The 17,520-nt window shown below is 32.9% G+C and carries 20 protein-coding genes, 1 tRNA gene and 1 pseudogene; 11 read left to right on the top strand and 11 right to left on the bottom strand.

The window, feature by feature from the left end:
* Positions 1–2: 2 nt before the first annotated feature.
* Positions 3–914 carry a transcription initiation factor IIB gene (locus AB0A59_RS11950; protein WP_458744071.1) on the bottom strand — a complete coding sequence of 304 codons (912 nt, stop codon included), beginning with the start codon at positions 912–914 and terminating at the stop codon, positions 3–5.
* Positions 915–1,034: 120 nt separating this feature from the next.
* Here AB0A59_RS11950 and AB0A59_RS11945 point away from each other — a divergent pair, with 120 nt between their 5' ends.
* Together AB0A59_RS11945 and AB0A59_RS11940 are read left to right on the top strand one after the other, a co-directional pair.
* A complete protein-coding gene (locus tag AB0A59_RS11945) occupies positions 1,035–1,571 on the top strand; it encodes a hypothetical protein (protein WP_458744070.1) in 537 nt (178 codons plus the stop codon).
* A 435-nt stretch (positions 1,572–2,006) separates the two neighbouring features.
* The gene (locus tag AB0A59_RS11940; protein WP_458744068.1) at positions 2,007–2,447 is read left to right on the top strand and encodes an anti-sigma factor; all 441 of its coding nucleotides are present in this window, start codon (positions 2,007–2,009) and stop codon (positions 2,445–2,447) included.
* A 156-nt stretch (positions 2,448–2,603) separates the two neighbouring features.
* Here AB0A59_RS11940 and AB0A59_RS11935 read toward each other — a convergent pair whose 3' ends face one another.
* A complete protein-coding gene (locus AB0A59_RS11935; protein ID WP_458744066.1) occupies positions 2,604–2,876 on the bottom strand; it encodes a hypothetical protein in 273 nt (90 codons plus the stop codon).
* Between the two features lie 681 nt (positions 2,877–3,557).
* Here AB0A59_RS11935 and AB0A59_RS11930 point away from each other — a divergent pair.
* Entirely contained in the window at positions 3,558–3,791 is a 234-nt protein-coding gene (locus AB0A59_RS11930) for a hypothetical protein (RefSeq protein ID WP_458744064.1), read from the top strand.
* A gap of 342 nt (positions 3,792–4,133) precedes the next feature.
* Positions 4,134–4,520, top strand: a complete 387-nt coding sequence (locus tag AB0A59_RS11925) for a response regulator (protein ID WP_458744062.1) — start codon at positions 4,134–4,136, stop codon at positions 4,518–4,520.
* Between the two features lie 295 nt (positions 4,521–4,815).
* Here the strand turns inward: AB0A59_RS11925 and AB0A59_RS11920 are convergent, their stop codons facing one another.
* Positions 4,816–4,977, bottom strand: a complete 162-nt coding sequence (locus AB0A59_RS11920) for a hypothetical protein (protein ID WP_458744060.1) — start codon at positions 4,975–4,977, stop codon at positions 4,816–4,818.
* A 792-nt stretch (positions 4,978–5,769) separates the two neighbouring features.
* On the opposite strand from AB0A59_RS11920, the gene AB0A59_RS11915 reads away from it, so the two are divergent.
* Positions 5,770–6,039: a hypothetical protein gene (locus AB0A59_RS11915; RefSeq protein WP_458744058.1), complete on the top strand. Its 270-nt coding sequence runs from the start codon at positions 5,770–5,772 to the stop codon at positions 6,037–6,039.
* Positions 6,040–6,395: 356 nt separating this feature from the next.
* Here AB0A59_RS11915 and AB0A59_RS11910 read toward each other — a convergent pair.
* Positions 6,396–6,494: transfer RNA gene (locus AB0A59_RS11910), tRNA-Asp, on the bottom strand.
* Between the two features lie 111 nt (positions 6,495–6,605).
* On the opposite strand from AB0A59_RS11910, the gene AB0A59_RS11905 reads away from it, so the two are divergent.
* The 6 genes and pseudogenes from AB0A59_RS11905 (at position 6,606) to AB0A59_RS11880 (ending at position 12,297) form a co-directional block, all read left to right on the top strand.
* Positions 6,606–7,415, top strand: coding sequence for a helix-turn-helix transcriptional regulator (locus AB0A59_RS11905; protein ID WP_458744056.1), 810 nt, complete (start codon positions 6,606–6,608; stop codon positions 7,413–7,415).
* 77 nt (positions 7,416–7,492) lie between these two features.
* Positions 7,493–7,723, top strand: coding sequence for an Lrp/AsnC family transcriptional regulator (locus AB0A59_RS11900; RefSeq protein WP_144728919.1), 231 nt, complete (start codon positions 7,493–7,495; stop codon positions 7,721–7,723).
* Positions 7,724–8,047: 324 nt separating this feature from the next.
* Entirely contained in the window at positions 8,048–9,085 is a 1,038-nt protein-coding gene (locus AB0A59_RS11895; RefSeq protein WP_458744054.1) for a rhomboid family intramembrane serine protease, read from the top strand.
* A gap of 218 nt (positions 9,086–9,303) precedes the next feature.
* Positions 9,304–9,917, top strand: a pseudogene (locus AB0A59_RS11890) (twin-arginine translocation signal domain-containing protein).
* Positions 9,898–11,712 carry a cytochrome b gene (locus AB0A59_RS11885; protein ID WP_458744052.1) on the top strand — a complete coding sequence of 605 codons (1,815 nt, stop codon included), beginning with the start codon at positions 9,898–9,900 and terminating at the stop codon, positions 11,710–11,712. The pseudogene AB0A59_RS11890 and the gene AB0A59_RS11885 overlap by 20 nt, the downstream one beginning before the upstream one ends.
* A 108-nt stretch (positions 11,713–11,820) precedes the next feature.
* Entirely contained in the window at positions 11,821–12,297 is a 477-nt protein-coding gene (locus AB0A59_RS11880; protein WP_458744050.1) for a cupredoxin domain-containing protein, read from the top strand.
* 7 nt (positions 12,298–12,304) lie between these two features.
* Here AB0A59_RS11880 and AB0A59_RS11875 read toward each other — a convergent pair whose 3' ends face one another.
* The 7 genes from AB0A59_RS11875 to AB0A59_RS11845 form a co-directional block, all read right to left on the bottom strand.
* Positions 12,305–12,700 carry a hypothetical protein gene (locus AB0A59_RS11875; protein ID WP_458744048.1) on the bottom strand — a complete coding sequence of 132 codons (396 nt, stop codon included), beginning with the start codon at positions 12,698–12,700 and terminating at the stop codon, positions 12,305–12,307.
* A gap of 87 nt (positions 12,701–12,787) precedes the next feature.
* The gene (locus AB0A59_RS11870; protein WP_458744046.1) at positions 12,788–13,438 is read right to left on the bottom strand and encodes a hypothetical protein; all 651 of its coding nucleotides are present in this window, start codon (positions 13,436–13,438) and stop codon (positions 12,788–12,790) included.
* Between the two features lie 63 nt (positions 13,439–13,501).
* Entirely contained in the window at positions 13,502–13,777 is a 276-nt protein-coding gene (locus AB0A59_RS11865; protein WP_222424776.1) for a hypothetical protein, read from the bottom strand.
* 159 nt (positions 13,778–13,936) lie between these two features.
* Positions 13,937–15,289 carry a serine--tRNA ligase gene (serS, locus tag AB0A59_RS11860; RefSeq protein ID WP_458744044.1) on the bottom strand — a complete coding sequence of 451 codons (1,353 nt, stop codon included), beginning with the start codon at positions 15,287–15,289 and terminating at the stop codon, positions 13,937–13,939.
* Positions 15,282–15,560, bottom strand: coding sequence for a KEOPS complex subunit Pcc1 (locus AB0A59_RS11855; RefSeq protein WP_458744042.1), 279 nt, complete (start codon positions 15,558–15,560; stop codon positions 15,282–15,284). Before AB0A59_RS11855 ends, serS begins: the two co-directional genes overlap by 8 nt.
* Entirely contained in the window at positions 15,544–17,058 is a 1,515-nt protein-coding gene (locus AB0A59_RS11850) for a hypothetical protein (RefSeq protein WP_458744040.1), read from the bottom strand. The genes AB0A59_RS11855 and AB0A59_RS11850 overlap by 17 nt, the downstream gene beginning before the upstream one ends.
* 3 nt (positions 17,059–17,061) lie before the next feature.
* On the bottom strand, positions 17,062–17,508 hold the full coding sequence (locus AB0A59_RS11845; protein WP_458744038.1) for a 30S ribosomal protein S15: 447 nt from the start codon (positions 17,506–17,508) through the stop codon (positions 17,062–17,064).
* Positions 17,509–17,520: the final 12 nt, after the last annotated feature.

Raw genomic sequence — 17,520 nt, 5'->3', positions numbered from 1 at the left:
ATCTAATTAAGAAATGATGCATTTACGATTACATTTCTGACCTCTGAAAGTCTTTTTCTTAGAGTCATTATGTTAATATTAGCTGCCGATGCGATTCTTGCCTGCGATATTTTTTGTTTGTGTTTTCTACATGTTATGTAAAGAATGGCTGCTGCAATTGATAGGGAATTCTTACCTGAAAATATATTCTCATTTTGTATAGCTAAAAGCATATCTATAGATTCTCTTGCCGTTCTCTCACTAATTTCTGCCTCATCTGCTATCTTCCTTATAAAAATAGCTGGTTTGAATTGTACATGGGTAATTTTCAGCTCTCTCATTAATAGACGATAACATCTGGCGGCAAAGATTTCATCAGCCTCTACTATTTGTGCAATCTCTGACAATGTTCTTGGAATATTGATCTTCTTACATACTAAATATACACAAGAGACTATCATTTCCTTTATCGACCTTCCTTTGATTAATCCCTTTTCTAATGCCTTCTTGTAGTAGGACAGTGCCTCTTCTATGCAGAATGAGTTCAATGATAGTTTATCTTTGATACGATTCAAAAGGTCTATAACTATCTTCAAATTTCTCTTTTGGTTTGAGCAACTAACGATTTTATTTAGGAACTCTATCTTGTTATGTTCTTTCCTATTTGAAAATCTTCTGGAGGTAGAGGTGTCATAATCTGCAATTGCTGTTGACATTCCTTTATCATTAAGAATAATAGAATGAGGCAAAACGGTGTTACTATTGCTTCTACCCCTATAAAAATCAGTATCTAATTCGGCATCATATATCTTGTCTTGGACAATCATGCCACATGATTTACATAGCTTTTCACCTTTCTCATAGTCGTATATAATAGCGTGTTGGTGTACGGTGGAAAACTGTTCAATGTTTCGAACTATTAAATTATTATACATCGAATGATGATATATCGCAAGATATAAGGCGGCTATGTATACAATAACCCTTTTGTCTCCATTCGGTTACAATTGGTTACAAATAGTTACACTTTTAAGTTATGAGAAGTATATATTATCATGGGTATCTCATCGTCAACCGTCAGGTCCTTTCGTATTGATAAAGCCCTTTCTGAAATTCTTAATTCAGAGGCGGAGCGAATGGGTATTTCTGTAAACGCTATGATTAACTCTGTCCTTAAACAATATGCTGAATTTACGAGATTTCAATCAAAATTAGACATGCTTATTGTAAATCGTGAAGTTTTCAGATCTTTATTATGTCGTTTGAATGATGATAATGCTTATAACTTTGGTCTTGAAATGGGAAAAGACATTCCTAATGATACTATACTCTTCTGGAAAAAGGATATCACGCCTAATGGTGTCTTGGAATATATTGAAAAAATAGTATGTACATATGGGTACATGGGAACTTATGATGAATTGAATATAGATCAGCACAAAATTATTGTAATTAGACATAGATTGGAAGGAAAGGGTTCCAAGTTCCTGTCAGGATTTTTCAAATCATTACTCAAACAGACTTTGGGGATAGATGCTGAAATTAATACTACTGATTACTCTGTAAAAATAAAGCTAAGTTTACCACAATAAATATTTCTGTAGTTTTCGTCTAAGTATGACTAAGCAACCGTTTTATATATAGATAAAAATATTGTAAAACAGTATATGTGATGTCGGAAGAAACTCTCAACATAAAAGATAATGTCAAAGAAAACTGATAAAACAGGGGATAAAATAAGGCTACTAGCGCTAAATCCATAGGAAAAAATAAAGATCCTAATAGGGGTCTTAACTGAATACAATGAAGAAAATCCGTAGGAAACGGTAAAAGATATTTAGACACCTTCCACCAGCATATTATATCTATTCTTACCATAATCGTTTTTAGGTACTTAGTAGGGTAACGTTATTTACTATTTAAATGGATTTTAATGTAAGGAATCCTTTTTATCTTCTTTGGGTATACATAGGTGAGTCCCTCTATGTGTGAACTATTTATACTTTGTATTAGTTATTATTATTGTAATGTCTAAACCTAAGATTTCTCTATTTGGACTAGTAGTGGCCACTATTCTTTCTATGACAATTAGTTATAACTCAATAAATGCTGAACCCGTAACTATGGATATAAATAAAGCGAAAGATCCAGGGCCTGGATTTGGTACAGAAAAGATAGGGACACTCTCTATTGAAGCTAACAATAAGACACTTGATACATCAATAAACATGACTGCTGTACCAAAACAAGACAAAGTATTTGAAGCATGGTTGGTTGACGCAGATGGATCCAACTATAAATTAAGTCTTGGGGCACTAGATGGAAATAGCTTGAAAGTTTCAGATAATATGGTGAATCCCTATACCTATACCGAGTTTATAATAACTGAAGAACCAGTTGATGATGTCGATCCTAATGCAGCAGGTACATATGGTGGAGCGGAATTACAAGCCCCATTCGGACAATAATCTGTTTTATTTTTTTACAATATGATAATTTTCAAGAATTCTTTTTCTAGTCCTATAAATATCTTTAAATGAGTTGTCAAGGTAATGACCTTTAATTCAAATATCTTATACACTATATAATTATTAATGCAATGCAATAATTTAAGCAATCATTGATTATTGTAAAGTTTCAAAATGGACCCGCATAGGAAAGTTGACGGATTCATGAAAGTGGAGTTTCTTAAGGCCTCTTTCATTTGAAAGAAAATCTTCAATCTTGCCCGAAAACCTTATCATATTTCCTGCCAGTTCTGGTTTTATTATTTCTGTAACATTTAGTGCAATCCCGTTTTCATAGTCTACTTCCCATAATTCATTTGTAACCTCCTCTAAAAGAACATATTCCACGGCAGTAGGTGTAGGAACATCGCTTTCTTTTTCTGTATTCAACCAAACTATTATTGAAGCTGATAGTTATTATATTTATTGCTGAATATCGACTCCGTGCCTATGAGTCCAAATTACCTTCCAGAGGGTGGGACAAGGTCAATTTTTGGCAATGGTAAATCTAATAATTAAGATTCTTGCACCAGTAGAATTTTGCTATGGAAGGTGAATCAGATTATTGTAAAATTTTATCATATCCGCATTATTGCTGAAATTACTCTTCGGAATTATATGAGAAGCAATAGTGAGTAATCATCGAAATCGTCTATCGACTAGTTTTTGAAAACCTTTCTTTCCTTCAGTAGTATTCTGAAGAAGAATAATAAATCAACATTTTATTGGATCAAGAAGTGAAGAAAATTCTGACGAAGTTGAAGGTAGATTTGATAATGAAATAAAAAGTATAATAAAAATTCATTGAAATTCATCAATACATGGAATTCTAAAAGGAAAATAATTGTCATTTAATAATCTTTTTTCCGATATTCAAAAAATAGATCAGAAAATTTGACATTATTAAGAGTGTTTCTATCATGAAATGAACCTATTTTTAGTAAATTTGGCCTAGTGGCGTATGATACACTGTGTGTATCAATCTACAATCGATTAATCTTTTTATGAACAAATAGAAAAATGTTAAACCAGCTCTATGATCTATTTAAAACTTGTTTTATATGATACTTTATGTCAGATAATCTTAATATTAACTGGTCAGATGTAATTAAAAAGGAAGCAAGAGGAATTAATGATTATGATTTAGGAGAGGTCCAAGAAATTAGTGAAGACTATGTTATTACAGAAAGAGGTATGGTTGACAAAACTAGATTTATGATACCTAAAATATCAGTTTCTAATTTCGATGGACATAATTTACGTTTTAACGTATCTGAGGAAGACGCTTCCAAATATTCAAAATAAAAAGAAATTGTAAAAAATTACTAAAATACCTTCTAGGTGCTTTCTGGTTCCGCATTTTTGGAAGGATGCCTTTTATATTCAATAGTTGATGATGTATTCATAATTTTATGAGTTATTCTAAGTAGTGTGTTATTAAAAAATTATGGGTAAACATTTGATTTTATTAGTTCATAACAGAATTATGACAATTTAAGGCTTGGGTTTAATAAAATAAGTAAATCGTTTGGTTTGGATTTTAACTATATAGAACAAACCTGCAGTCAGGATAAATCTCAAAAAAGTAAAACATGATGATTTATTAATGTATGTTGCAGTTGATATTTTACAGAAGTGATAAAGATTATGATCATTGAGGATGAGCAGGATTTATTAAATCTTTATAAAGATTTTCTAATAAACAAGGGATATCATATTTCTGTTTCAAATACCACAGCTTCAAATGTGATGGACGACTACGAAGAGTTTAAGCCAGATCTTGTTATTTTGGATTACAAACTTCCGGATGGCAAAAACGGACTTGAAGCCGCAAATGAGATTTTTGGAAAATATCCATTCGCATCTATTCTAATCATTTCAGCGTATGATTCAGTTAAACAAGCCTTTAATAATGAGAAAAAATTTGTCGCTAAAAACATTAAATTATTGATTAAACCATTTAAGTTATCCAAATTAAATGAGTTGGCAATTGATCTTGTGAACAAACAAACACACAAACAAATCAAAAACTAATCAATTCATATTGTTGTTCTAGTTTACAGAATTGTTCATAAAATAGGATTTAGATATGATCTATAAAGTTGACGATCAACCACTTTTTAGGATAACGATTTTGTTCTCATATGATGGAAAATCAAGTATGAACCGTAATTATCATCTTAATTAATAAACATGTATTACTATCGGTTATTAGGTTTACAAGTTTAAAAAGGATTTAAGAATTAGTATTCAAGCTGACTACGAGCAGTTTACACCACGATAATTATTGGAGGATGAGTTCACATGAATGAAAAATAGATCGATTTTCCTAACCTCCTCCACCATCTTTTCCTCCACCCGAATTTTCAACCTCTAACTCTTTAAGTTCCTCGTCTAGTTCAGATTTTGCCTTCGTTATAGGTTTGAGCATATCTTTTTTTAATTTATCACTATCCGCTGATTCTTCATTTTTCTCATCATTTCTATCCATCGATATAATATCGTAAGGACAATAAATAAACTTTGAAAATAGTTGATAAGTGTGTTCCTTAAGAAAAACCAAACTAAAAATGTATTGGAAAATGTATCACCTATTTACACATCCAGATAAATTAAGCATTGAGTTAACATAATCTTAAAAGCAAAATTATAATACCAAAAAAAATTCATCTTATACGTTAATTTGATGGTTAACAATTTCTGATGCCGTAGTATTTTTTACGATTTTGACGTTGCCATCTATATATAACGATTACATGTTAACAAAAATGGGAAAATGCCGTAATAGAATAACTATGGGCTTTTTTGTATTTCCTTTACATTAAAGGATAATAGTGACGGTTCTTGAATTGGTAAATAAACCAGATTTTGAAGAAGTTTAATGCATTGCATTTAGTGATTTTATGACTCGGTAGGATAGAATTTGACTGCTTTGATTCAAAACTTGATACTTTTTTACCAACTGACCCTGCCTCCTATGTAAGGTATTTTAAAAGATATCATCATACAAGCTATTGATATTCCAATCAGAATGGTATTTTGAACAAAGTATAGGTTAGACATGAAGTAATCCAGTCCACCTTATTAATATAATCAAAATATAGTTATTAGATTGTTGATAGAGACAAAGAGCAATTAACTAACGAATCTCATAGTTTCGATATTCTTGTTGATGGATCATTGTTAGTTAAATATTCAGTGCTGCCGATGGTCCTGCCAAACTACTTACCTAATTCCATTGAAAACGAGTTATATTTATATAGGAAAAAATGTAGTTCTTTGCATGGTCAGTTATAAACCAATATTGGTAGCTGGTTTAATCATGGTAGTGATTGGAGTTATAGGAATATCAATTACCGGCCCTATCGTAATTAGAGAGGCAATTCCAAATACGGAATATAATATACAATCTCCTCCCAATGTTACAGAATTCCGAAATCCGATGGTGGATGCAGAAGTCGTATCTGTTATGTTAGTTATTGTTGGATGGGCTGTATCAATGTATGGCTGGGATGTCAAGAAAAACAAAAAGAATCCTTCTATTCCGTCCTAAAATCATATCCAATAACTGAAAGAATTAACTACAATTATTTTGGTCAATATTCTGTTATTTGTAAATACCTTATCTGCGGATGTTCAGTATTTTTTAACTATTATCTACAAAATTATTAATTTAATAAGTAATAAAAAACATGTGATACCGTTAACAAAAGTTCCTCAAGTGTCCTACTTTTAGATACTATTGTTATATATTACTTGACGATTGATGGCACTTGAATTCAAGATTTTTTCTTTACAATGCCAAGAAAATTATTAAATTAAGATGACTTATCACAAACGTCCTATTATTAAGAACCTTACTACTAATAATGAGGATGACTCTAGAAGAGAAGACGAAAACCATATAAGCGCCCGGGCCGGGATTCGAACCCGGGTCAAGGGAGTGACAGTCCCCCATACTGGACCGGATTTTACAATGCTAATAATGCATTTCTATACTACCCGGGCACTTCAAATTTTATCATTACCAAAACCAATTAAAACGTTTTGTTTTCTATCCCTGTAGGTTTATTTCAAATAAATTATCAAGTTTAAATCCCAGTTCTCTCAATTTAACGTATGCTCAGCCAGGCCGACGATGACTTTCAATCAGTTTTCTTTGAACTTGCAGGGGACCTGCGAATATATATGCTTATGAAATTATCAATAAAATCCTATCGCTTATCACAATTGGCAACAGATTTGAATGCCACAATGCAGGAATCACATCGTAATATAAACAGATTAATTGATTCAAAACTCGTAAAAAAAACAGGAGAAGGCGAATTATTATTAACTCCGTACGGGGAGATTATTGTTTCTCTTATTCCAAACTTTAACTTTCCATTTAAACACAAAGACTATTTCCAGGAACATACACTTAGTAACTTACCATTAAAATTCATTCAAAGAATTGGTTCTCTGAATAATTGTGAGGTGGTCGTGGGTGTAATGGCTGTTCTTCAACGTTGGAAGGCAGTCTATCATAACTCTCAAGACTATATCAAGGAAGTCATCTCTCAAGTTCCAATCGATCTAATAGAAACTATTGCTGAAAGAGTAAATAATAATGTCAAATTCTGTTATATCTTCCCGGCTGATGTCGTGATTCCCAAAGGAAGAAATGAACTATTAAAAAAACTTGGATGGAAAAATCTTGTATCTAAAGGCATCGTGGAACGTCGAATGATGGATAAAACAAACATGGTGACAATATTTAATGAAAAAGAATCTTGCATATCCTTTCCTACGCTAAAGGGGGAACCTGATCTTAATATCATGTTTTATAGCAAAGATGCCTCATTTCATGAGTGGTGCGAAGACTTCTTTAATTACGAATGGAGCAGGGCTAAATTATTTGATGAATCAAAATTAAGTCCAGAAATATAGTATAATAACAAGTTAATGAGCCAATAAATCGAATCTAAATCACATTTTTATATTTGTTATAGGTACTACTCTGGTATATGCCAGAAGCTTTTGTGCTTATGAATGCAGAATTGGGAAGTGAGGAATCGATTGTTAATGAATTAAAAAAAATAGATTTAGTAAAACACGTTTATCAGGTTTATGGTGTCTATGATATAGTAGCTCTAGTAGAAGGTGAAAGCATGGATAAAGTCAAAGAAACTATAACATGGAAGCTACGAAAGCTGAATGGGGTAAAATCTACCTTGACCATGATAGTAATGGAGTAATCAAATTTCATCCGATCATTAGTCGAGTATGGCAGAATTTTGGCAAGTTGTTAATCGCAACTTTAATTTATATCTTCATTTTGTAAATAATTGTGAAATTATTTTCTAAAAAAAATACAAAGGATAATAATAAAAAAAATGAGAAAGATGATAATAAGAAAAAATGCAAATATTGTGATATGATTTTCGAAGAAGACGATCGACTAAGACGACATATTAGAAAAGCTCATAATCAAACGAATAGCGATATGCCTAATTTCAACCCTTTCGGTACATGAAAAAACAATATTTTTTTAGTTTTTTGAATAATAATTTGATTTAATTATGTTCCCAATACACGATGATACTCCTCGATTACATGGACGTCCCTATGTAAACTATGGTCTAATTGGCATTAATATTATCATTTTCATTTATGAAATCATTATTACCGCTAACTTTTCAAACAGAGCAGCAGTAATTACATTATATTCCAATTATGGTTCCATTCCTGAATTGATCCTTTCAGGTCAAAACCTGGGATCACTTTTTAGCTCAATGTTTATGCATGGAAGTATAGCGCACCTTTTAGGTAACATGTTCTTTCTCTATGTTTTTGGTGATAATTTAGAAGATCGTTTCGGTCATGTCAAGTATTTGATGCTGTATCTTTTTTGGGGGGTCATGGCTGCTTTTGCGCACAGTATTTACGCTGTAACTACAGGTGAAGGAAATATACCCGCAATAGGTGCATCTGGTGCAATATCGGGTGTTTTGGGCGCTTATTTAATTTTCTTTCCTCGTGCCAAGATTCATACCATCATATTTGCATTTTTTATCACTACAGTCAGAATTCCTGCAATAGCGTATATTCCATTTTGGTTTATAATGCAACTAGTATTTGCATTAATCGGTCAATCGGGCGGGGTTGCATATCTAGCTCATATCGGTGGATTCATCATAGGGTTGGGAACAGCTTTTGGATGGAAGTTCTTTTCAAATGTGTTTTTTATACAAAAGCAACGTCCTTTACAAAACTATCGACGAAGGTCTTCTCTATCCTCCACCTCTTTTTCAAACAATCTGTTGAATAAGAATGATCCATCAACATCTATAAATACTGATAATTTAGAAAAATCCATTAACCCCGAAATCATAATGGGAGAAAAATTTATTGATGTAATAATAGAAGATCGGAATACTTTGAACGACTCTAAAATTCAAGCAAATTTTGATGAATCTACAAATACATTATACGTGCATGTTATTGATACTAAAAGGAAATATGATATACTTGTTCCACATCCAGTGAATAGTAGTCTCCATGTCTCAAATATTTCTGTTAGAAATGGAATTATTAGAATAAGACTCGATCTGACTTGAAATATGAAATTTATTATTGAAAATTGTCTAGAATACATTTATCCTTTTTGTACAAATTGATTTGATTTAACAATTTTAACCCTTGCTCTTGTAAAGTAGTAGTTTTCTTTTTAAAAAAAACTAATCATTGAAAAGTTAATCATGAATCAAATTAAGATGTTAGGTATGAAAAAATTAAATAAAGATTTATAAGATATCTTTTCACATTTTTGAATATAATGTCTCAACGACAACCTCCAAAAGTTGACGGAGGAAAGATTTCACGTAGAGATTTTTTAAAATTGCTTGCAGCCGCAGGCACAGTTATGACTTTTACTCCTTTCGTAGATTGGGGAAAATTTTTGCCTAATCCAAAAGAAACCTCGGAAGAGAGATCAAAGGTGGTTCTGCCTGACGGAAGTCAAGCAAATGTCAATACATTTAAAATAAATCATGCTGAAGCTGTCGTTTATCCGATGTCAGAAGATCCTGTATTAAATGAAGAAGCATTCAGAACATGGCAATTTATAAGACTCCCTCCAGAACTTGGGGGAGAAAAAAATGATGCTTCTGCCTTCAGGATGTATAGTATGGTTTGCTTGCATTTATGGTGCTTGTGGAAATATTGGCCCGAGGACGGCAGGAAACGTGGAGAATGTCCATGCCACGGGACAATGTACATCCTTTGACCGGGGTTGCTTTTGCAGGTCCTGCCGCCCTTCAAGCCCCACCTTCTAATGTTTTACCAAGTTTGGATTTAGAGGTTGATGATGACGGCAATATTTGGGTCAAGCCTCCTAATTGGACTCCCTCAGGAAATGGGGTAGTTGGATATGGGCGTTTCCTTACATAATCAAGATAATAGCCTGGTAAGGCTATTCAAGTGGATTTACAGTGGTTTCGATAGAACTATTTTCATGGGTCTAAAGTTTACATTACCAACCAAGTTTGTTAGCCCACTTGGATTCCTTGGTATGTTGACTTTTGTTGTCTTTATAATTTTAGGGATCACAGGAGCTTTCCTAATGCTATGGTATGAACCTATACTGGATAGAGCATGGGATAGTGTAAGTAAGATTAACGATACGATACCATACGGATTCCACATGAGAAATATACATTACCATGCCTCTAACGCGATGGTTATGCTTGCAATATTGCATATGTATTACCAGTTTTTCAGTGGTAGATATAAAATCCGAAATGAAATGCTGTGGGTAACAGGAATATTATTAGGTGTATTAACTATTCTTGAGGCTTTTACCGGGTATGATATTATTTTTAGCGAAAGAGCCGAATTAGCTATTTCTATAGCGGCGTCGCTAACTAATTCTATCCCTATTTTGGGGCCCGACATGATGAACGCGTTCTTCGGATCTGGGTTTCATGACTTTGTACTCCGATTTTATGCTTTCCATGTGTTCTTCTTGCCCATTGTACTATTGGGATTAATGGTAGTACATTTTCCTAGATTTTTGGTATTTGATGTTCCTATGGTGATGGCCGTTACGGGAGCGATAATGTTGACTGGTGGGGTTTTTCCAATTGATATGGGGCTCAAATTCGATCCCAATGTACCGCCGGGGATCACCGTTCCAGAATGGTATCTTACAGGGTTGTATGTTTTCCTAAGAAGTGCGTTCGATAAGTTTACCACAGGTGTACTTTGGCCTGGATTGTTTATATTCACCTTGTTAATAATGCCATTCATAGATAAGTACAAAAAATTCTCTTGGAAGGATAGGCCTATCATAACTGCGTTGGGTATAACTAGTATAGCACAGATCATAATTACTACCTATTGGGGATTTTATATCGATCCAGACCGGACAAAGTCTTTGTTAGAACGATTAGTAGTTGACCCTATATTCCTATACACTGTAATGGTCTTGCTAGTCCCGTTGTCCTTTGGCTTTACTTACTTGATGATAAAGCTGGCGAAAAATGCGGAGGCTAATGCAAAGAAACAAAAACCCGCCGAGAAGAATCCAATACAACTTCCCGCTAAATGGTTGTATATCCTCTTTATAGTGTTAATAGGATTCCAAGTTTACTTGAACATAGCTGCCTATTACGCTGTATTGAATGGAATGAAGAACTACTCGCTATTCTTAATTGGAATATTGATGCTTGTATTTTCGGGAATGTTCCATCTATATCGATATGGACGAGGATTATCCAAGTCGAATGTCGAAGTTGTAACCACCAATAAGCGCAAATTCGTATTTCCATCTTTTGGCCCAGGTTCCACAAAGTCATTACCGTCTAAAACTGCCAGGGTTGATGAACTATCTGATTCATCGGATCGTATTTTTAATACCCCATCGGATAAATCATTAGACGATAAAAAACCTGTCCCTGTTCCTGAAATACCTGTAACAAAAGAAAACTCCTTACCACAGTCCTCACTATCCTCAACTAATTCCGCAAGAGGTGTTGATACTACTACTACTGCTACTAACTATACATCGTCTAATCATTCCAATCCAAATTTACCGACCAATGCTGCACCATTGCACTCTAGTAAGAATGATCAAGATGATAAGAAATTACGCCAAAGGATTAAGTCACCCGAACCATCCACTGCTACTTCTATTTCGAACATGGGGAAATCAACAACTACTAATCCTGCCAAGAATAGTACCTAATTTTTACCACCATCATATCTTTTATTTTTCTATTTATCCAAGCCCTTTTCTATTTTTGTAGTTTCATAAAAAAAAATATTTATTATCGTAATTAGGAATTAAATCTAGTTGGAAAAAGTAAAAAAACAGTCCCAAATTGGCGGGATTAGTATTATTTCCTTTGTAGTAATAGTCACTATTAGTTTAGCATACTATCAATTCGTTTATACTCCAGCAATAAATGCAAAACCTGAGGTATCAGAGGAAATCCAGAATCCATCTGGAATTACAGAAATTTCCATAGTTGAAGGATCTTCACTACCTTCAAATCCAAATTTCTATAGTCCTAAGGAAGTAAGAGCATCCTTGGGGGTATCAAATAAGGTGGTTTGGACAAATGATGATGTTACCGCACATACAGTAACGACTGATAATGACTATGAAGACCCTATCAATGGACGATTTGATTCTTTGGCTTCTATAGGATTGATTCCTCCAAATGGTACATTTGAATTTACTTTTACACAACGGGGTGATTACTTGTATCATTGTGAACCTCATCCTTGGATGACTGGACAGGTAGAAGTAGAACCTAGCTTTGGATAAATTTATTTCATTTTTTTATTTTGATGAATTTAACATCAGATGCTATTTCTTTATGCTCTTGAATTAGCGTTGCTCTAAGTTTGACAACTGATTCAGTACTTTTGGGAATATGTTTTGTAATAGCTTTCAATCTTATATTGGTCGGGTCTAGAAGTTCTTTCTTCATTAACGAAAGCCTTGCATAGGGATGATTAATTTTTTTACCATTAATCTCTGTGTATGTAAAAACATCTGAGGAATCCTCAATCTGGGAATTAATGCTTATACTGTCAAATCTTCCAGTATAGTTAATAGATATTACACACTCTAACTCTTCTCCAATATTGATTTCTTTGTTCTTAAAATCTAGTAAAATGTTTGTATTTTTATTGACACTACTACCAGTGTCATCCTTTCTCCCCATACTTTATCTTCCTAAAGATGGTCTTTTTTAATTCTATGGGTTGAGCAATCGCTCTATCTTATTTTCCTAATTTATTTTAACAACGCTCTAAAGGTTTTTCCAAACCCTCTTTTTATCATCGAATAAAAAAATCTGCATTTGGATCCAATTTTCTCCATTACCTATAGTCCATTCATAGTCACCGTTTAGACTATGGTAATAGTTGGTATTGTCAAACCCATATCTATCCTTTTTTTGATGATCTTTTGAAACCGAGGATTGGGTTAATTTCCTAAATAATTCTGTAATGTTTTCAATCGCTATCTCGATTCTTTCAAGTCCTTTGATAAATTCCGAATCAATCTTATGTACTAGCAAAAAAATGGTTCTTTTAAAAAATAATAACTCAATTTCTCTTTTATTATCTGTTCCATCGCTACTTTTGACGTACTTGTTGGTATTAATCGCTTCTCCGGATTCAAAATAATCTGTTATCGTTATTCTTAATTTCAACCCTTTTTTCCCTCTTCTTTTCTTAATATTTTTAATAACTTCTACCAGATCTGTCCATTTTTCGATCGGTATACAATCAAAGAATTCCGTCTCTTTGTTTTTTACAAATTCGATTTCTAAAGTGCTTGCGTAGCCTACATTTTGATTTAAGGGATTTTCTAAGACTTCGTAGTCTTTGAAAAGATTATTGATGGTCTCGATCTCACCAAGCGATAAACCCCATTGGCTAACTATAATTTGATACAAGTGAAACAAATATTAATTAAAAATTTATTATATAAATAAAAAGGATTAATCCTTTTTATTTTATTACCAGTGGTGTTTTTCGTCAGGCATTAATCCTATCTGTTCTTTTTGGAAGTATTTCTCTAATTCTTGAGTCCATTTCTCTTTAGCAGATTGACCACCAAGACCTTTTCTTCTCAACCAAAATGAAATTGCACCTAGTAAGAATACTCCAAATAACATAGTTCCAAATATGTATATCATTACATCGTAGAACAACGGGTCATATTGAGGCCCGATTTGTAAGCCAAAGTTTTGGAACATACTACTTGTTTGAGACAGTACGTTTAACAAGCTCATTATAATATGAGCCTGATAACTAAGATATATACATTTTGTTTGCTTTATTTCACAAAACAATATATCTTGCGATTAAAATTTCTCCACTAGATGAAAGTAATTAATTGTATATTTTGAAAGTATGTATGAATTTTTAAATAACACGTTAGATATTTTAGATTATTTACCTATTTCATCCACATCACCCATATATTTTCTCAAAGCCTGAGGAACTATGATTGTCCCCTTACTTGTCTGGTAATTCTCTAGTATGGCGACCAGGGTTCTCTGAATAGCTACAAGAGTACTATTTAATGTATGAACTAAAGATGTTTCATCGTTAGGATTGTTTCTATACCTTATCTTTAAACTCCTTGCTTGATAATCAGTGCAATTAGAACAGGAGCATATCTCTCTATAGGAATTCTGAGCAGGAAACCATGCTTCTATATCATAAGTCTTTGCAGACACTTTTCCAAGGTCTCCTGAGCACAAAATTATTGTCCTAAAAGGAATCTCTAAAGTTTCATAAAATTTTTCAGTTATTTGCAAAAGTCGCTCGTGTTCCTTCCAAGAGTCCTCGGGTTTACAAAAGATAAATTGTTCTACCTTATCAAACTGATGTACCCTAAAAAGTCCTTTCATATCTTTACCATGTGCACCCGCCTCCTTTCTAAAACAGGTACTAATCCCACCATAACGGATAGGAAGATTTTTCCCATTTAGTATTTCATTCATGTGCATTGATGCTAAGGGATGTTCTGAGGTGCCTATCATATACAAGTCTTCATTTTCTATCTTGTAAATGGTTTCCTCAAAATCGCTTAATATGACTGCTCCTTCCATGGCTTCTCTTCTAATCATGAAAGGAGGTTGTACTACTGTGTATCCTTCTTTTATCAAATAGTCAATTGCAAAATTAGATAATGCCATGCTTAGCTTGACCATTTCATTTTTTAGAATATAAAAACGAGATCCTGAAATTTTTCCTGCTCGTTCTAAATCAATTAGACCAAGTCCATTTGCAAGATCTATATGATTTTTCATTTGAAAAATTCCTGAAGGATATTCATAGGCCTTGATTCTAACACCTGGATTTTCAGTCCCTTCTTCTTCTTCTGTAGTAGATTTTTTTAATAACTTTAGCCTACCATTGTATTCTCTTGCTATTTTATTATCATTTTCATCTTTACCTAATGGTACGGTTTCATGAAAGAAATTTGGTAAGCTACCAATGTATTCCGAGAATAATTCTTCATTTCTTTTACTTTCTTCTTCCAATCTTTTTATTTCCGTACCTATTTTACCCATTTCAGAGATTTTCGTAGAAGCATCTTCATTTCTTTTCTTTCTTGTTGCTATCTCCATGGATAGTATGTTTTTCTGATGCTTTACGCGTTGTAATTCAACTATCAGATCCCGTCTTTGTTTGTCTGCGTTAAAAAGTAAGTCTAGGGGAAAATCCATATTTCTGTTAACTAGCATTTCTTTCACTGATTCATGATTTTCTTTAATGATCTTTGGATCAATCAATTTTAGTCACATCTTTGATAATTGTAATATGTTCCATGATCTCCTCAATTGTGTTTATAAGTGTGTTAATATTATTTTTCCTTCCATTATTATACCTGAATCCAACGTTGAACAAAAACTGTGTCCTGTTTGTTTGTACTTCCATTTTTAGACCCTCTGGGAATTCTTTATTATCTGGATCTAGGGTTTTAAAAATAGTCTGTACCTCTTTTTCTTCTTCACATTCTATCACTATTTTTGTATCAATACAGATATCAGAATCTTTTTGCATCCAAAACTATTTTTTTAATATTCGATAAAAAGACTTCTAAATTAATTGTGGGGACTCTAATTTCTATCTTATTGTTTGTATCTACTATAATACTTATTGAACTGGTATTATTATTATTCAAATCATCAGAAATTGCGGCAAGGTCATAAATCTTTTTCTTTATTTTAACAAAGTCTACTTTTGCTAAATTTGGCTGTATTAAGGTATATTTGTATTCTTCATCACTATCTGCTGACATGATTCTAACACAAATCAATCTATCTGCAAATGAAACAGATTTTTCGAGAATTGAGGTGAAAAGTTCGATATTTTTTTCATCCAGTATTCCCTCCCCGTTAATGTAAATGGTTTCCTTGTCATCGTAGAATCTCCATTTTTCATCAAAAATCTTGTTGCTTATACTTTTTATTATGCTATCATAATCTGTGATTTGATTTTTTACTTGCATCAGTGTGTCATTTCTATCTCCAAGGCAAATCGATAATCCAAGTCCAAAAGTTTGATTTCTTATACATAAGTCTAGAGCTTTAGAGAACGAACTGATATTTTTTAGAATACTGTTCGCTTCTTCATTTGTTAGGATGTAATTATAACCGAATAATAAATCTCGATTTCTTTCTTTCATCTCTTTAATTCTGTCATCGCTTTTGTTTTTATGATGGTGATTTTCTTCTATGTACTTTTCGATGGCGTTGAATATTTTGTTAAAGTCTTCATCCTCAAGCTCATTTAACGTTCTAACTCTTTTATTATCAGTAAATTGAACGCCTGACTTCTCTACTATCTTAAATGAATTTTCTTTGTTCCATGTAATCCCTTTTATAAAGTGGGCTGTATTATTTTCTATCGCATCTATAATAGGAGTAGTTTCAACTACTCCAAAGTTCAGTCCCCTTTTTTTCTCGATTAAGTTGAGATCTAGTGCAGTCTGTAAAATTTCTTTAAGTTCTATATGTTCAGTATTAAAATCAATGTTCTTAGAAAATGCAGCAACAATCGGTAAAAAGGAACTACGAATTATCTTTCTATCAAAGTTTTTAACTATTAGGTACGTCAAGCTAGATGAAGTATACCTATTTTCTTTGCCATTATCCCTTTGCCATATCAGCGGATTCACAAAGCTTACGATTTTTTCTTGTTCTATGCGTTGATCCAAATTATGAGGGTCTGAATTAATGAATAGGTAACTGCTTTCTTGCATGAGGCTGGTTATAAAATCATAGAAGTTTGACTCAAAATCTAAAAAAACATACAAATCGTGCTTCTCATTAACGACCGTCACCAATTCTGTTTTAAAGTCTTCAAGTTTTGATGAATTAAAGCTTCTAATTGTAGCATTTCCTTTTAAATTATGAATTGAACTTAATAAGATGGCACTGCTCACTAGGCCATCTACGGTTGAATTACAAAGAATAAAGATATCTTTTTGATGTTCTATTTGATTTAATAATTTTTGACTTGCGGCATTTAATATATAATCACGATCGGTATATCGCATTCTCTACTCTAATTTAGCGATTACTGCTGCATATTTCCATGATTGATTTATTTTACCTATTTTCTTATAATATCTGGATAATCTGTGTATTTTCGATTCTATCAGCTCTAGAGACCTCACATTTCTTTTATCACTATTGTGGGTGTTCAAATGCTTTTGTAATCCTAAAGCCTTGCGAAGAAGCCTTTCTAGATCTTCAGGCATTGATCTCTGGATGGCATTTTCCTCCATAATCTGAGTAATGGTTTTTCCAATAATTGGCTTAACTAATGGGACTGCAAATTCATCTCTTAATCTTAAACCTATCTCACTAGCGGTCATTCCATCCTGTCCTAACTCTACAATTTTTTCTATAATCTCTTGACTGTCAATGACCCAAGAGGGGGCATTTTTAGAAGTTGGTCTGATTGAATGTGATTTTCCATGGGTGTGGGCATGAGTTCGCGCCATTTTTCTCTGGTT

It is taken from the genome of Candidatus Nitrosocosmicus sp. T, assembly GCF_054408485.1.
The sequence above is the reverse complement of the archived record's forward strand: the minus strand, read 5'-3'. Positions and strand labels throughout refer to the sequence as shown.

Coding starts and splice junctions, on each gene's coding strand:
- AB0A59_RS11950 (WP_458744071.1), bottom strand. CDS start 914: ATGTATAATAATTTAATAGTTCGAAACATTGAACAGTTTTCCACCGTA.
- AB0A59_RS11945 (WP_458744070.1), top strand. CDS start 1,035: ATGGGTATCTCATCGTCAACCGTCAGGTCCTTTCGTATTGATAAAGCC.
- AB0A59_RS11940 (WP_458744068.1), top strand. CDS start 2,007: ATGTCTAAACCTAAGATTTCTCTATTTGGACTAGTAGTGGCCACTATT.
- AB0A59_RS11930 (WP_458744064.1), top strand. CDS start 3,558: ATGTCAGATAATCTTAATATTAACTGGTCAGATGTAATTAAAAAGGAA.
- AB0A59_RS11925 (WP_458744062.1), top strand. CDS start 4,134: ATGATCATTGAGGATGAGCAGGATTTATTAAATCTTTATAAAGATTTT.
- AB0A59_RS11920 (WP_458744060.1), bottom strand. CDS start 4,977: ATGGATAGAAATGATGAGAAAAATGAAGAATCAGCGGATAGTGATAAA.
- AB0A59_RS11915 (WP_458744058.1), top strand. CDS start 5,770: ATGGTCAGTTATAAACCAATATTGGTAGCTGGTTTAATCATGGTAGTG.
- AB0A59_RS11905 (WP_458744056.1), top strand. CDS start 6,606: ATGCTCAGCCAGGCCGACGATGACTTTCAATCAGTTTTCTTTGAACTT.
- AB0A59_RS11900 (WP_144728919.1), top strand. CDS start 7,493: ATGCCAGAAGCTTTTGTGCTTATGAATGCAGAATTGGGAAGTGAGGAA.
- AB0A59_RS11895 (WP_458744054.1), top strand. CDS start 8,048: ATGTTCCCAATACACGATGATACTCCTCGATTACATGGACGTCCCTAT.
- AB0A59_RS11885 (WP_458744052.1), top strand. CDS start 9,898: ATGGGCGTTTCCTTACATAATCAAGATAATAGCCTGGTAAGGCTATTC.
- AB0A59_RS11875 (WP_458744048.1), bottom strand. CDS start 12,700: ATGGGGAGAAAGGATGACACTGGTAGTAGTGTCAATAAAAATACAAAC.
- AB0A59_RS11865 (WP_222424776.1), bottom strand. CDS start 13,777: ATGAGCTTGTTAAACGTACTGTCTCAAACAAGTAGTATGTTCCAAAAC.
- AB0A59_RS11855 (WP_458744042.1), bottom strand. CDS start 15,560: ATGCAAAAAGATTCTGATATCTGTATTGATACAAAAATAGTGATAGAA.
- AB0A59_RS11850 (WP_458744040.1), bottom strand. CDS start 17,058: ATGCGATATACCGATCGTGATTATATATTAAATGCCGCAAGTCAAAAA.
- AB0A59_RS11845 (WP_458744038.1), bottom strand. CDS start 17,508: ATGGCGCGAACTCATGCCCACACCCATGGAAAATCACATTCAATCAGA.